The organism is Amycolatopsis sp. DSM 110486 (genome assembly GCF_019468465.1).
Classification (GTDB): Bacteria; Actinomycetota; Actinomycetes; order Mycobacteriales; family Pseudonocardiaceae; genus Amycolatopsis.
In genome coordinates this window covers 10,369,786-10,383,106 of the sequence record NZ_CP080519.1, presented here as the reverse complement: position 1 = coordinate 10,383,106, position 13,321 = coordinate 10,369,786, and the positions used below count along the sequence as shown (strand labels likewise).

The window sequence follows — 13,321 nt, the reverse complement described above, 5'->3', positions numbered from 1 at the left end:
AACCTGTCGGCTTTGCCCGGTACCGCCACGGCAGGGGCGTTCCGGACTTTCGGCTGTCCCGGTCACCGACAGGCGCCTTGACACCGGTGAGCCCGGCTCGGAAATGTCGGTGGCGCACGGATTCCTCGGCCCGCACACGCCGCCACGTGTCGTGTCGTGTCGAAAGGACGGTCTCCCCGTTGCCAGCACAGTCCGAACACCCCGACCAGACCCTCGCGAGAAGAAGCTTCCTCGCGCTGGGCTCCGGCGCCGCCCTCGCGGCGACCTCCGCGCTCACCCTGGCGAGCCCCGCCGCGGCAGCACCCGCGACGGAAACCGCGAAAGTGACGAAAACCCCGAACCAAGCCCCGCCCCCGGCCACCCACACCGCCGGCCAGCCCGACTTCGGCCCCAACGTCCACGTCTTCGACTCGAGCACCGCGAACATCCAGGCCACCCTCGACGCCATCTACGCCCAGCAGCGCGGCAGCCAGTTCGGCGAGGGCCGCTACGCGCTGCTGTTCAAACCCGGCGCCTACTCCGTCGACGTCAAGCTCGGCTACTACACCCAGGTCGCCGGCCTCGGCCTGCAGCCCAGCGGCGCCAGCATCACGGGCTCGCTCGGCGTGGAGGGCGACGCGCACGGCAACGGCACGCTCGTGAACTTCTGGCGCGGCGCCGAGAACCTCAACGCCGTCCCGAAGAGCGGCGTCGACACCTGGGCCGTCTCGCAGGCCACCTACTACCGCCGCATCTATCTGCTCGGCGACCTCAAGCTGTCCGACGGCGGCTACTCCAGCGGCGGGTTCATCGCCGACTGCCAGCTCACCGGCCAGGTCAATTCCGGCACCCAGCAGCAGTGGCTCACGCGCAACTCGGTGGTCGGCTCGTGGGTGGGCTCGAACTGGAACTTCGTGTTCGTCGGCTCGCCAGGCGCGCCGGCGACCTCGTTCCCGACGCCGCCGTACACGTCCGTCGAGCGCACGCCGATGATCTGCGAGAAACCGTTCCTGTACGTGGACGGCGCCGGTGCCTACCAGGTGTTCGTGCCCGCCGTCCGCACCGACGCGGAGGCCACCAGCTGGGAGGCGCGCAAGCCCGAGGGCACCTCGCTGCCCATCGACGCGTTCCACATCGCCAAGCCGACGGAGTCCGCCGCCGACCTCAACGCCGCCCTCGCGCAGGGCAAGCACCTGCTGCTCACGCCGGGCATCTACCACGTCGACCAGCCGCTCACCGTCACGCGCGCCGACACCGTCGTGCTCGGTCTCGGCTACGCCACGCTGATCCCGGACAACGGAGTCACCGCGCTCGACGTCGCCGACGTGGACGGCGTACGCGTCGCCGGCCTGCTCGTGGACGCGGGACCGGTCGCGTCCGACCCGCTGATTCGCTTCGGGCCCGACGGGTCGCGCCGCGGCCACGCGCGCAACCCGAGCTCGATGCACGACGTGTTCGTGCGCGTCGGCGGTGCCGGCGTGGGCAAGGCCAAGCGGTGCGTGGTCGTCAACAGCGACGACGTGCTCATCGACAACATGTGGCTGTGGCGGGCCGACCACGGCGCGGGCGTCGGCTGGGACGCCAACACCTCCGACGTCGGCCTGGTCGTGAACGGCTCGGGTGTGATCGCCTACGGCCTGTTCGTCGAGCACCACCAGAAGGCCCAGGTGCAGTGGAACGGCGAGGGCGGCCGCACCTACTTCTTCCAGAACGAGATGCCCTACGATCCGCCGAACCAAGCCGCGTGGATGGACGGGACCCACCGCGGCTTCCCCGCCTACGCGGTGGGCGACAACGTCCGCACGCACGAAGCGTGGGGCCTGGGCAGCTACTGCATCTTCTCCCGTGACCGCACGATCGTGTCCGACCGCGCCATCTCCGCGCCGCACCGACCGGGCGTGCGGTTCCACAGCATGATCACGTTCTCGCTCGGCGGCGGCCAGGGCACGATCGCCCACGTCGTCAACGACACCGGTGGCCCGTCGGACGCCGTCACCGGGCTGGCGATGCTGAAGTCGTACCCGTAAACACCCGACCCGGGCGAAGAAACCCGCGCCGCGACCGTCCATTCACGACGGTCGCGGCGCGGGACCCTCAGTCTGCGAACCCGCGCTCCTTGAGGATCGCGTCGATCCGGGCCTCGTGGTCGGCGTCCCACTCGTCGAGTGTCTGCGCCTCCTCCTTGGCCAGGCGCGCCTGCGCGGCCAGGAGGATCCGCTCCGCGTCGGCGGCCGGCGTGACCACGACGCCCTCCTCGTCGGCGGTGACGATGTCACCCGCGTGCACGGTGACCCCGCCGCAGCTCACGGGCTGACCCAGCGGCGCGACAGCCGCCTTCGTGCCGGGGATCGGGATCAGGCCGCGCGCGAACACGGGGAACCCCAGTTCGCGCACCTCGGCGAGGTCGCGGATCACGCCGTCGAGCACGAACGCCGCGATCCCGTTGCGCTGCGCCACGGCGCAGACGTTGCCGCCCGCCAGCGCGTAGTCCAGGTCGCCGGACTCCACCACGACGATCGAGCCCGCTGGGGCGCGGTGAATGGCCGCGTGCAGCATCAGGTTGTCGCCCGCCGGGCACTGGACGGTGTAGGCCGGGCCGGCGACGCGCGGCACCGGGCCCCATAGCGGGCGCACGCCGATGTCCATCACCTGGTCGCGGCTCAGCAGGTCGGCGAGGGTCGTGGTCGGGATGTCGCGGAATCCGTCGGGCATGGTCCTCCTGTCACGTCTTGGTGTCCCCTGGACGAGACCGCGATCGTCGCAGGAAAGTGCCCCGGAGTCGCGGACTCCGGGGCACGTGTGACGCAGTTCGCTCAGTGCATGATCGGCGGGCCGAGCGGGAGCGCGGACCCGCCCGTGGCCGTCGAGGCCGAGCTGAAGAACAGGTACACACCGACGGCGGCGAACACGAGCACGACGTACCCGCCGACCTGCAGGATGCCGGCCGAGCCCTGCAGCGTGCCGACCAGCACGAGCACGAGCGCGACCTCGATGAGGGCGAACAGCAGGGTGTACGCCACCGGCAACCGCAGGGTGGCGAGTGTCAGCATGCCGACGATGACGAGCCAGGAGATGAGGAACAACCCCTGGGTGGCGACGGCTGCTGTCGCGTCGATCCCGAACCAGTTGTGGGTCAGGCCGAGCACGAGCAGCGCGTAGCTCAGCCAGAACCCGGAGAAGATGGCGAACACGCCCGCCACCGCGCTCTGGCCCACGGCGGCGGCCCAGATCGCCGCGATGACCAGGCCGAGGCCGGTCGCGGCGATGATGACGGCGAGTGACGCGCCGACGGCGGTCGCGGGCACGTAGCCGATGAGGACGAGCCCCAGCGCGACGGATCCGACGACGAAACTGGGCAGGCCGATCATCATCGGGTCGGCGGCCGGGGGCGCTTCGGGAGCGGCCTCCGCGGTGTGCTGGGCAGGTACTCGGGGGACACTTTCGGCACTGGCATCGAGGGTGGTCATGAGCGGGCTCCCTGGTCGGGCATCCGGAATGTGCCTGGTCGTGTGCCTGGTCGTCGCGGTGGCACATCGCTCGGTATACGCCTGTCCCCGCAGGGCGGGAGTCTCATTTAGAGACGCCGTCGACCAGGTGGAAACCGGGGCACACCGCCCACATCCGGCCCGTACGCTGCGGTGATCGCCCTCACAGGCCCCGGCCGACGGCGCCGCGTGGCGCTTCACGCGGAGCAACGACTGGGCCACGAAACGGCCTAGCTCCGGCTACGCCGAGTGGATCCGGCGAAATGTCACGCAGGGTGACCGTCGGAGTGCTCCGGCCGGGGAGCCGGTTTCCCGCCCGCGTGGCCCGGAGGTCGTAGTCCGGTCGGACAGGTCCGAACCGGGCGCCCGGGCCGATACCGTGCTCGCATGTCGCGGGTGCGGAGCCCGTCCACGGCCGGGCTGCTGGCCCGGTTCACGATCGCCGGGGTGGTCGTGCTCGCGGCGCTGGCCGGTCTCATCGCCTACCTCGCGCGCGAAGCGGGCACGGCGCAGGCCACGCAGTCGGCGGTGCAGACCACGTCCGTCACGGCCCGCGGCGTGGTCGAACCGCGGCTCGACGCGGCGGTGGTGAACCGCGACCCGGCCGCGCTGACCGCGTTCGACGCGGCGATCCGGCGCTACGTGCTGCAGGGTTCGCTGGTGCGCGTGAAGGTCTGGGCCGCGGACGGCACGATCCTCTACTCCGACGCGTCCGCGCTCATGGGCGAGCGCTACCCGCTCAGCGGCCAGGAGGCCGAGGCGCTGCGGGTGCAGGGGAGCGTGTCCGAGGTCAGCGACCTGACGCGGCCGGAGAACCGGCTCGAGACGTCGTTCGGGAAGTTGCTGGAGGTCTACGTCGGGATCCGCGCGGCCGACGGGCGCCCGCTGCTGCTGGAGGCCTACTACCGCTACGACGCCGTGACGCAGGCCGGGCAGGCCGCGTGGGCGCGATTCGCGCCGCCTTCCCTGGGCGCGCTGGTGGTGCTGGAGGTCGTGCAGGTGCCGTTCGCGTGGTCGCTGGCGCGGCGCGTGCGGCGCTCGCTGCGGGAGCGGGAACGCCTGCTGCAGCACGCCGTGGACGCCTCCGACGCCGAGCGCCGCCGGATCGCGCGCGACCTGCACGACGGGATCGTGCAGGACCTGTCCGGGCTCACGTTCAGCCTCGACGCCGCCAGGCTCGGAAACCCGGACGAGACCCGCCGCGCCGAAGTCATCGCCGACGCCGCGGGGAGGCTGCGCACGAGCGTCGGCGCGCTGCGCTCGCTGCTCGTGGACATCTACCCGCCGAACCTCGCCGAGGAGGGCCTCTGGCCGGCTCTGGCCGAGCCGGCGGGCGGCCTGGAACGCACGGGCGTGGCGGTGGACCTCGACGCGGACGACGCCGACGGCCTGCCCCGGCCGCGTCGGCGCTGCTGTTCCGCACCGCGCAGGAGGTGCTGCGCAACGTCGTGGCCCACAGCGAGGCCCAGGCGGTGCTCGTGCGCGTGACCAGGGCGGAGTCCGCCGCCACCTGGTGATCGACGACGACGGCCGCGGCTTCGACGGCGACCGGCTCACCGAGCAGGCGCGCGACGGGCACTTCGGGCTGCGGGCTGTCGGCGACCTGCTGGCCGAGGCCGGTGGCAGGCTGTCGGTGCGCGCCGCGCCCGGCCGGGGCACGCGCGTGGAGGCGGAGGTGCCGCTGTCGTGATCCGAGTGCTGATAGCCGACGACCACGCCATCGTGCGGACCGGCCTCACCCAGCTGTTGAGCACCGCGGGCGACCTGCAGCTGGTCGGCGCCGCGGGCGACGGCGAGGAGGCCGTGGCGCTAGCGGCGGAGCTGGGTCCGGACGTGGTGCTGATGGACCTGTCGATGCCCGGCACCGACGGGGTCGCGGCCACGGCGCGGATCGTCGAGGCCAACCCCGAGACGCACGTCCTGGTGCTCACATCGTTCTCCGACCAGGCGCGGATCCTCGACGCACTGCGCGCCGGTGCCGAGGGCTACCTGCTCAAGCACAGCGAGCCGGAGGCGATCCTGGCCGGCATCCGCGAGATCGTGGCCGGCGGCTCGCCACTGGACCCGAAGGCGGCGCGGGTCCTGCTGAGCGATCGGCGGGCCGCGCAGCCCGCGGCGAAGCTGACCGACCGCGAGCGCGAGGTGCTGCGCATGGTCGGCGAAGGGCTGCCGAACAAGTCCATCGCGCGCCGCCTCGGGATCACCGAGCGGACCGTGAAGGCGCACCTGACCAACGTCTACCAGCGGCTCGGCGTCACCGACCGGACGCAGGCGGCGCTGTGGGCACAGCGGCACGCCGACCGGTACTAGGACCACCGGACAATGGCGCCGCACTCGGGTGATCGCGAGGATGAGGCGGTGACCGATCCCGCCGCCGACACCCGGCCCGTGGCGTTCGAGACCCGCGCCGACGCCGGCCCACGCGCGCCCCGGCGGGGGCGGCAGGCGCTCGGCGCTCTCGCCGGAGCCGTGGTGGCGGCCGGCGCCGCGGCCGGGATCGTGTGGGGCGGCACGGCCGTGTGGTCGCTCGTGGACCCGGGCAGCACGGCGAACGCGCCGGCCCCGTTGTGGATCCCGCCGCCTCCGCTCGTCACGGCGGTGTCGACCCCGCCGTCGGACGACAACCCGCACGCCGGCGACAATCCTGGCGCGGGCGAAGGGCATCGCGGCGAGAACACCACGACCCGTGCCTCGGAACCCGGCGACGATCACGGCGGTGGCCGCGGTGGCGATGACGGTGGCGGGCGTGGCCGGGGTGGTCCGGGGCGCTGAACCGCCGTCACGTGAGGAAGAAACCCAGCCCCACCGCGAGAAGCACCCCCACCAATGATGGCACGCGCGCGAGCAGGAGCACGGTGCCCGCGGCGACCAGGGCGCCCGTCAGCCAGCCGGTGGTCGCGTGGGCGGCGAGAGAGCCGCTGGACACCGTGAGCAGCGCGATGACCATGAGGCTGAGCGATTGCAGCACGGCGTGGAACCGTCTGTTGTGGACCAGGCGGCTGCGCACGCGCTCCAGCACGAGCACGAGCATCGGCGGTAGCAGCACCGCCGCGAATGCCACCAGTGCGCCCACCGTGCCGTGGGTGAAGTACCCGATCACCACGAGGTAGAGCCCGTTGGGGCCGGGGCTGATGTTGCCCACCGCGAGCGACTGCAGGATCAGCGCGTCGGGTGCGACGCCGGCCGCGGTCAGCTGGCCCCGCAGCACCGGCAGGGAGCCGAGCCCGCCGAAGCCGAGCAGGCTCGCCAGGAACACGGCGACGAAGAGCTGGTCAATCCGCATCGCCGTGCGCGCCCTCCCCGTCGCCGTCCGGTCCACTGTGGCCGGTCGTGAACACCTGGGGTGCCACGAGCGCGGCCAGCACCGCGATGCCCATCAGCACCAGCGGGTTGTCGATCAGCAGCGCGAGCACCAGGAACGCGCCGTAGCAGAGGAAACCGCGCAGCAGCCGGCCGCGGCGCAGGACGTCGCGGACCAGTTGCAGCGCCAGGGCGATCGCGAACCCGGCGGCGACCGCCGCCACAGCCGCGAGCGGACCGGCCGCGCCGGGCAGGTCCGCCACGCGGGTGTAGCACCACGCGAGCGCGATCGTGATGGTGATCGACGGCGCCATCAGCCCGAGCATTGCCGCCGCCATGCCGGCGAGCCCCGCCACGGCGCGGCCGATGAGCAGCACCTGCGCGAGGATCGTGATGCCGGGTGTCAGCCTGCTCAGCACCACGGTGTCGAGGAACTCGTCCTCGGTGAGCCAGCCCCGCCGCAGGCTCGTGCGCCGCATGGCGGCGATGGTCGCGCTGCCGCCGCCGAACGACGTCGCCCCGATCCTCGCGAAGGCGAAGAACACCGCCGGCCAGCGCCGATCGGAGGACCGACGCCGTGCGCGTCCGGTCGCCGTCATCGATCCCCCGATCGCGTCGTCGGCCTCTCCTGCTGATCCGGTCAGAACTTCCAGCTACGGTCGGGCGTCGCCACGTCGATCTCGACGCCGTCCGGGTCGAGGAACTTGAAGAACCGCGGGGGCCACTGCTCCTTGTCCTCGCCGTAGATTTCGATGCCGAAGTCCTTGAGGGAGTCGACCACGGCAGCGGTGTCGGCGATCTCGACACCGATGTGGTTGGGGCCGAGGGTGCCCTGCGCCCACGGTGCCGTTTCGACGCGCTCGTCCGGGCAGAGCAGCGAGTAGTTCACCTCGCCGTCGGACAGGTCGAGTGCCTTGCCCGGGTAGTGTCCGGGTGTCCGCACGTCACCGAGGCGCTTGAAGCCGAAGACCTTCTCGTAGAAGGTCGCCGTCTTCTCCAGGTCCTTGGTCACGATGCCCATGTGCCGGATCCTCATCGGTCCTCCATGTCCTCATGTAAGAAACTCTGTCCATAGAGCGGACAGTTGAGGACATTAGGCGGGTCCGCGGCACGGGTCAAGGGAACATGTCGCGTTAGTAGAAGAACATCCTTATGATGTCTGCTATGGAGAAAGATGAGGCGGCTTCCGCGCCGAGCTACCCGATCTCGTCGGTGGACAACGCCCTGCGACTGCTGCTGCTCTTCCGGGAGCGCAAGTCCGTGCGGCTCACGGAGGCGTGCGCCTACCTCGGGGTCGCGCACTCCACCGCGCACCGGCTGCTCGCGATGCTCGTGCACCACGGTTTCGTGCGCCAGGACAAGGGAAGCCGCACGTACCGGCCGGGTCCGACGCTCGTCGAGATCGGCCTCGCCGTGGTGCAGAACATGGACGTGCGCGCCGAGGTGCGGCCCTTCCTCGTGCGGCTGTCCGAAGAGTTCGAGGAGACCATCCACCTGGTCGCGCTCGAGGGCAACCAGGCGAGGTTCCTCGACTCGGTCGAGTGCGACCGGGCCCTGCGCGTCGCCGCGCGCACCGGGAAAGCGCTGCCCGCGCACTGCACGTCGGCCGGCAAGGCGCTGCTCGCGGCGTTGTCCGAAGACGAGGTGCACGCGCTCTACCCGGACGGCAACCTCGCCGCGCAGACCGGCCAATCGCTGCGCTCGATGCGCGCGCTCGACGCCTCTCTGGACGAGGTGCGGGCCCGCGGATACGCCACCAACTCCGAAGAGAGTGAAGAAGGTGTCGGGTCTGTCGCGATCGCGCTGCTCAACAAGGCCGGGCACGCCGTGGCCGCCATCGCCGTGGCGGTGCCGGTGAGCAGGCTCAACCCCCGGATCGAGACCCATATCGTGCGGGCGCTGCGGGAAGTCCGCGACGAGTTCCGCGAGGTGTCGGACTGATCCTCGTGCCCCGCCGGCGTCGTCCGCGCGCCGCCGCAGTGGTCTTGACCGCCCGGAGACCGGCTCCTAGTCTGTGCGTCTTGCAGACATCATTTCTGTCCAATGGAGGACTGAAGTGCGCAGAGTCGAAGTTGTCTCCGGTGTTGTCGTCTCGATAGTCGGTGTCGGTGCCTTGATCCCGGCGCTCGGCATGGGTTTCTTCGGGCCCGACGGCGGACTCGGCCCGGGGTTCTTCCCGGTGACGTTGTCCGCCGCGCTCATGGTGCTGGGCGGTGTCCTCGCCGTGCAGGGCACCCGCCCGCAGCAAGTGGAGGTGCGAGCCGTCGGCGGGGCGGTGAGCCAGGTGGAGAAAGCCGCGAAGGCCGCCGTCGCCGAGGACGACGGCCCACCTCCGACGGGGCTGCGAAGGATCCCGAAACCGGCGCTGGTCTGGCTTTCCTTCGCCGCGGCCGCGGCGGTGATGCCGTTGTTCGGGTTTGTGGTCACCGCCGTGCTCCTGCTCCTGGCCCTCTTCTTCGGCATCGAGCGCCGGCGCGGTGTGCTCCCGCTCGTGGCCGCGTTCGCGGTGCCGATCGCGCTGTACGAGCTGTTCGTCGACCTCCTGGCCATCCAGCTGCCGGTCGGCCTGCTCGACACCGGCGTGCTCGGGATCTGACGGCGGACCGAAGGGACCTCGCATGTCCGTGTTCTCGAACCTCCTTGACGGGTTCGCCTCCGCGCTGACCCCGATGAACCTGCTGTGGGTGATCATCGGCGCGATCCTCGGCACGATGATCGGGATCCTGCCCGGCCTCGGCAACCCCGCGGCGACGCTCGCGGTGCTGCTCCCGCTCACCCTCCAGCTCCCCGCCACGACCGGCCTGATCACGATGGCCGGGATCTACCACGGCGCCAAGTTCGCCGGTGCTACCACCGCGATTCTGCTGAACATCCCGACCGAGACGTCGTCGGTCGTCCTCTGTTACGACGGCCACGAGCTCGCCAAACAGGGCCGCGCGGGGCCCGCGATGGGGATGTCCGCGATCTCCGGCTTCATCGCGAGCACTGTCGGGGTGATCGCCTTGACCTTCGCTGCCCCGGCCGCGGCGGCGGTGGCCGTGAAGTTCGGCCCGCCCGAGTTCGCGATGCTGATGCTCTTCGGTCTGCTGCTCGTGGTGACCATGGCGGGCAAGTCGCCGGTGAAGGGCCTCATCTCGATGGTCGCCGGCCTGCTGGTCGCCACCGTCGGCGTCGACCTGTTCACCGGCACCCAGCGCTACACGTTCGGCAGTATCGATCTCTACGACGGCATCGAGTTTCTCACCCTCACCCTCGGCCTGTTCGCCGTGGGCGAGGTTCTGGTGAACCTGCAGCGCAAACGCGGGGCCACCATCTCGTTCGTCGCCCCGAAGCGGCTGCGTGACTACTTGCCGAACCGGGAAGACTTCCGCCGCTCGCGCGTGGCCATCGCGCTCGGCTCCGTGATCGGGTTCTTCGTCGGTGCGGTGCCCGGCGGCGGGTCGACCATCGGCTCGTTCGTGTCCTACGCGCTGGTGAAGAACACCTCCCGGCGCAAGCACCTGTTCGGCAAGGGGGCGATCGAGGGTGTCGCCGGGCCGGAGGCGGCCAACAACTCCGAGTCGGGCGGCGCGATGATCCCCTTGCTGAGCCTCGGGCTCCCCGGCAGCGCCAGCACGTCGGTGATGCTCGCGGCGCTGGTGCTCTACGGCGTGCAGCCCGGTCCGCTGCTGTTCACCGACCACCCGGAGATCGGCTGGCCGGTGATCGCGAGCCTCTACCTCGGCACGATCGCGCTGCTGGTCCTCAACCTCCCGCTGATCCCGATGTGGGTGCAGATTCTGCGGATCCCGTACTGGCTGCTGTACCCGGTGATCCTCGTGCTCGCCATCGTCGGCGCCTACAGCGTGCGCGGCTCGATGTTCGACATCTGGCTGCTGCTCGGGTTCAGCGCGCTCGGCTACGTGTTCCGCAAGCTCGACATCCCGAGTGCACCGATGCTGATGGCATTCGTGCTCGGGCCCCAGGCCGAGCTCACCCTCCGGCAGTCGCTGACGCTCTCGGACGACAGCCCGCTCATCTTCGTGCAGCGCCCGGTATCCGCCGCGATCCTCGGGGTGACCGTCGCGGTGGTGCTCTTCGCGGTTGTCAGCCGGCAGCGCAAGCGCCGGGCCGCCCTCGCCCTCGCCGCCCCCGGCGCGGAGCTCGTGACCGTCTCGGAAGGAGAACGCTGATGCACGTCCGCAAGCCGGTGACGGCGGTGCTCGGCCTGGCCCTCGTGGCCGGCGCGGTGGCCGGGTGCCACGTCGGCGCCGCGAGCGGCGGGACGCCGGTGAACATCCAGTTCGTGGTGGACACCGGGCCGGGCGGTGGCAGCGACGTGTTCGCCCGCGAGCTGGTGAAGATGGCGCAGCAGGCCAAGCTGATCGACGACAACTGGCCGGTGATCAGCAAGCCGCAGGGCGGTGGTCTCGGTGCCATGGCGTACATGGCGGGCCGTGGCTCGAAGACCAACGTGGTGGCCGCGTTCACGTCGAAGTGGGTCGTGAGCGGGATGGCCACCGGGGACGCACCGGCCACATTGGACGATCTGACGCCGATCGCCGAGCTGGCTGAGGAGCAGCAGGTGGTGGCGGTGCCGTCGAACTCGCCGTACCGCACCTTCGCCGAGTTCGTGGCCGACGCCAAGCGCAAGCCCGGCAGGCTCGTCCAGGTGGGCGGGGCAAGCTCGTCCGTGGACAACCTGGTGGCGCTGAAGTACGAAAAGGATGCCGGTACCACGTGGAAGTACCTGTCGTTCGCCGACGGCGGGCCGCGGATCACCGCATTGCTGCGCGGCGACGCGCAGATGATGATCGGCGCGGAGTCCGACTTCTCCGAGCAGGTGGCAGCGCACCAGATGAAGATCATCGGCGTGCTCGGCTCGCACCGGTCGCTGACCTACCCGGACGTGGCGACGCTCACCGAGCAGGGCCTGTCCGCCGACGGGTTGCCCCAGCAGTTGCAGTTCCGCGGCATCGCCGGGCCGCCCGGCATGTCCAAGCAGGCCGTGGACTACTACGTCGGGATCTTCGCCAAGCTCGTAAAGACCCCGGCCTGGGCGGCGTACATGCGCAGCGAAGGCAACGCGACCCGGTTCATCACCGGGGAAGCGCTGAAGAAACAGATCGCGACGTTCACCGAAACCATGAAACCGCTCGTCGCCCGATTGCCTCAGGGGAGCAAGTGACCACCACCGAACCAGTACTGACCCGTTCCCGCGAACTCGCGGCGTTCGGCGCCTCGATCACCGCGGACGCGCTGCCCGAACCGGTGGTGCACAACGCCCGGCGCGCGTTCGTCGACTGGACGGCCGCCGCGCTGGCCGGGTCCGGTGAGCCGGCCGCGGCGAAGCTGCGCGGTGTCGTCGCCGCGGTCGGCGGCGACGGGCCGTGCACCGTCGTCGGCACCACGCTGCGCACCAGCCCGCCGTTCGCGGCGCTGGCCAACGCGTATACCTCGCACCTGCTCGACTACGACGACGTCTACAACCCGAGTGCCACCACCATCCACCTCGGCTCGTGCGTGTGGCCCGCGGTGCTCGCCATCGGCCAGGCGCGCGGGCTGGCCGGGCCCGCGCTGGTCGCCGCGTACGTGGCCGGGTTCGAGGTGGGCGCGCGGGTCGCCTGCGCGGCCGGGCCGCAGCACTACGAGAGCGGCTGGCATGTCACCGGCACCGCGGGCCACCTCGCCGCCGCGGCCGCCGCGGCCAACGCGCTCGGGCTGTCCGCGGAAGCGACGACCCACGCGCTCGGCTGCGCGGCCACGCAGGCCGCGGGCGTGCGCGAGGTGTACGGCAGCGACACGAAGGCGATCCACCCCGGCAAGGCCGCGATGGACGGAGTGCTGGCGGCCCTGCTGGCGGAGAACGGGTTTACCTCCACCGACACCGCGCTGGAGGGGGAGCGCGGGCTGCTGCGCGCGATCACGCCCCGGCCGCACCCGGAACTGCTCACCGAGGGGCTGGGCACCGACGGATCGGACACGCACTGGCACGTGCTCGACAACGGCCACAAGCTGTATCCGAGCGCGTCGCTGACCCACCCGGCGATCGACGCGGTGCTGGCGCTGGATCCCGTCGACCCGGCCGAGGTGGCGGCGATCGAAGTGCGGATGGCGGGGTTCGCCGCGGCCGTCACCGCGCTCGCCCAGCCGGAAACGGGGGCCGCGGCGAAGTTCAGCACGGCGCACTGCGTCGCCGCCGCGCTGACCCGCCGGCACGCCGGACCGGCAGAGTTCACCGACACCGTGGTGGCCGACCCGGTCGTGGCGGCGTTGCGGGACAAGGTCACCGTGCTGGCCGACGAGGCGGTGACCAAACGCGGCTGTCTGCTCCGGATCACCCTGCACGACCGGACCGAGCTGCGGTCCACCGTCGAACAGAACAAGGGGACTCCCGCCGCCCCGCTCACCGATGCCGACCTGGAGGACAAGCTCGTGACTGCGGGCGACGCCACGCTGGGCCACCAGACGACCGACCTGCTGGTCAAATCGTGCTGGGCACTCGACCGGCTGGCGGGCCTCGACGAGCTGATGGCGTACGTGACTCCGGTGTCCCCGGTGTCCCACGCGGGCTGACC

Annotated in this window: 15 protein-coding genes; 10 read left to right on the top strand and 5 right to left on the bottom strand. The window is 71.2% G+C overall.

Annotated elements, in window-relative coordinates:
- The first annotated feature begins 179 nt into the window (after positions 1 to 179).
- On the top strand, positions 180 to 2,006 hold the full coding sequence (locus K1T34_RS50115) for a coagulation factor 5/8 type domain-containing protein (RefSeq protein ID WP_255638161.1): 1,827 nt from the start codon (positions 180 to 182) through the stop codon (positions 2,004 to 2,006).
- A gap of 67 nt (positions 2,007 to 2,073) precedes the next feature.
- Here the strand turns inward: K1T34_RS50115 and K1T34_RS50110 are convergent, their stop codons facing one another.
- Both K1T34_RS50110 and K1T34_RS50105 read right to left on the bottom strand, forming a co-directional pair.
- Positions 2,074 to 2,691: an RraA family protein gene (locus K1T34_RS50110; protein WP_220241788.1), complete on the bottom strand. Its 618-nt coding sequence runs from the start codon at positions 2,689 to 2,691 to the stop codon at positions 2,074 to 2,076.
- A 101-nt stretch (positions 2,692 to 2,792) separates the two neighbouring features.
- Positions 2,793 to 3,446 carry a GPR1/FUN34/YaaH family transporter gene (locus tag K1T34_RS50105; RefSeq protein ID WP_220241787.1) on the bottom strand — a complete coding sequence of 218 codons (654 nt, stop codon included), beginning with the start codon at positions 3,444 to 3,446 and terminating at the stop codon, positions 2,793 to 2,795.
- 405 nt (positions 3,447 to 3,851) lie between these two features.
- Between K1T34_RS50105 and K1T34_RS50100 the strand changes: the two genes are divergently transcribed.
- Genes K1T34_RS50100 through K1T34_RS50085 form a run of 4 tightly spaced genes read left to right on the top strand, consistent with a single transcriptional unit; the run spans position 3,852 to position 6,236 of the window.
- On the top strand, positions 3,852 to 4,952 hold the full coding sequence (locus K1T34_RS50100) for a sensor histidine kinase (RefSeq protein WP_220241786.1): 1,101 nt from the start codon (positions 3,852 to 3,854) through the stop codon (positions 4,950 to 4,952).
- A 25-nt stretch (positions 4,953 to 4,977) separates the two neighbouring features.
- On the top strand, positions 4,978 to 5,154 hold the full coding sequence (locus K1T34_RS50095) for a hypothetical protein (protein ID WP_220241785.1): 177 nt from the start codon (positions 4,978 to 4,980) through the stop codon (positions 5,152 to 5,154).
- Positions 5,151 to 5,774: a response regulator transcription factor gene (locus K1T34_RS50090; protein WP_220241784.1), complete on the top strand. Its 624-nt coding sequence runs from the start codon at positions 5,151 to 5,153 to the stop codon at positions 5,772 to 5,774. The genes K1T34_RS50095 and K1T34_RS50090 overlap by 4 nt, the downstream gene beginning before the upstream one ends.
- Positions 5,775 to 5,822: 48 nt before the next feature.
- Entirely contained in the window at positions 5,823 to 6,236 is a 414-nt protein-coding gene (locus K1T34_RS50085; protein ID WP_220241783.1) for a hypothetical protein, read from the top strand.
- Between the two features lie 7 nt (positions 6,237 to 6,243).
- Here K1T34_RS50085 and K1T34_RS50080 read toward each other — a convergent pair whose 3' ends face one another.
- The 3 genes from K1T34_RS50080 to K1T34_RS50070 are packed head-to-tail and all read right to left on the bottom strand — an operon-like array spanning position 6,244 to position 7,800.
- Positions 6,244 to 6,747 (bottom strand): chromate transporter, encoded by a 504-nt coding sequence (locus tag K1T34_RS50080; RefSeq protein WP_220241782.1) that lies wholly within the window; start codon positions 6,745 to 6,747, stop codon positions 6,244 to 6,246.
- A complete protein-coding gene (locus K1T34_RS50075; protein WP_220241781.1) occupies positions 6,737 to 7,363 on the bottom strand; it encodes a chromate transporter in 627 nt (208 codons plus the stop codon). The genes K1T34_RS50080 and K1T34_RS50075 overlap by 11 nt, the downstream gene beginning before the upstream one ends.
- 41 nt (positions 7,364 to 7,404) lie before the next feature.
- Positions 7,405 to 7,800 carry a VOC family protein gene (locus tag K1T34_RS50070; RefSeq protein WP_220241780.1) on the bottom strand — a complete coding sequence of 132 codons (396 nt, stop codon included), beginning with the start codon at positions 7,798 to 7,800 and terminating at the stop codon, positions 7,405 to 7,407.
- A gap of 128 nt (positions 7,801 to 7,928) precedes the next feature.
- On the opposite strand from K1T34_RS50070, the gene K1T34_RS50065 reads away from it, so the two are divergent.
- The 5 genes from K1T34_RS50065 to K1T34_RS50045 all read left to right on the top strand — a co-directional run bounded on the left by K1T34_RS50065 (position 7,929) and on the right by K1T34_RS50045 (position 13,319).
- Positions 7,929 to 8,705, top strand: coding sequence for an IclR family transcriptional regulator (locus K1T34_RS50065; protein ID WP_220241779.1), 777 nt, complete (start codon positions 7,929 to 7,931; stop codon positions 8,703 to 8,705).
- Between the two features lie 115 nt (positions 8,706 to 8,820).
- Positions 8,821 to 9,360, top strand: a complete 540-nt coding sequence (locus tag K1T34_RS50060) for a tripartite tricarboxylate transporter TctB family protein (protein ID WP_220241778.1) — start codon at positions 8,821 to 8,823, stop codon at positions 9,358 to 9,360.
- Positions 9,361 to 9,382: 22 nt separating this feature from the next.
- Positions 9,383 to 10,936, top strand: a complete 1,554-nt coding sequence (locus K1T34_RS50055; RefSeq protein ID WP_220241777.1) for a tripartite tricarboxylate transporter permease — start codon at positions 9,383 to 9,385, stop codon at positions 10,934 to 10,936.
- Entirely contained in the window at positions 10,936 to 11,931 is a 996-nt protein-coding gene (locus tag K1T34_RS50050; protein WP_220241776.1) for a tripartite tricarboxylate transporter substrate binding protein, read from the top strand. Before K1T34_RS50055 ends, K1T34_RS50050 begins: the two co-directional genes overlap by 1 nt.
- Complete coding sequence (locus tag K1T34_RS50045) at positions 11,928 to 13,319, top strand: MmgE/PrpD family protein (RefSeq protein ID WP_220241775.1); 1,392 nt, start codon at positions 11,928 to 11,930, stop codon at positions 13,317 to 13,319. Before K1T34_RS50050 ends, K1T34_RS50045 begins: the two co-directional genes overlap by 4 nt.
- Positions 13,320 to 13,321 lie beyond the last annotated feature (2 nt).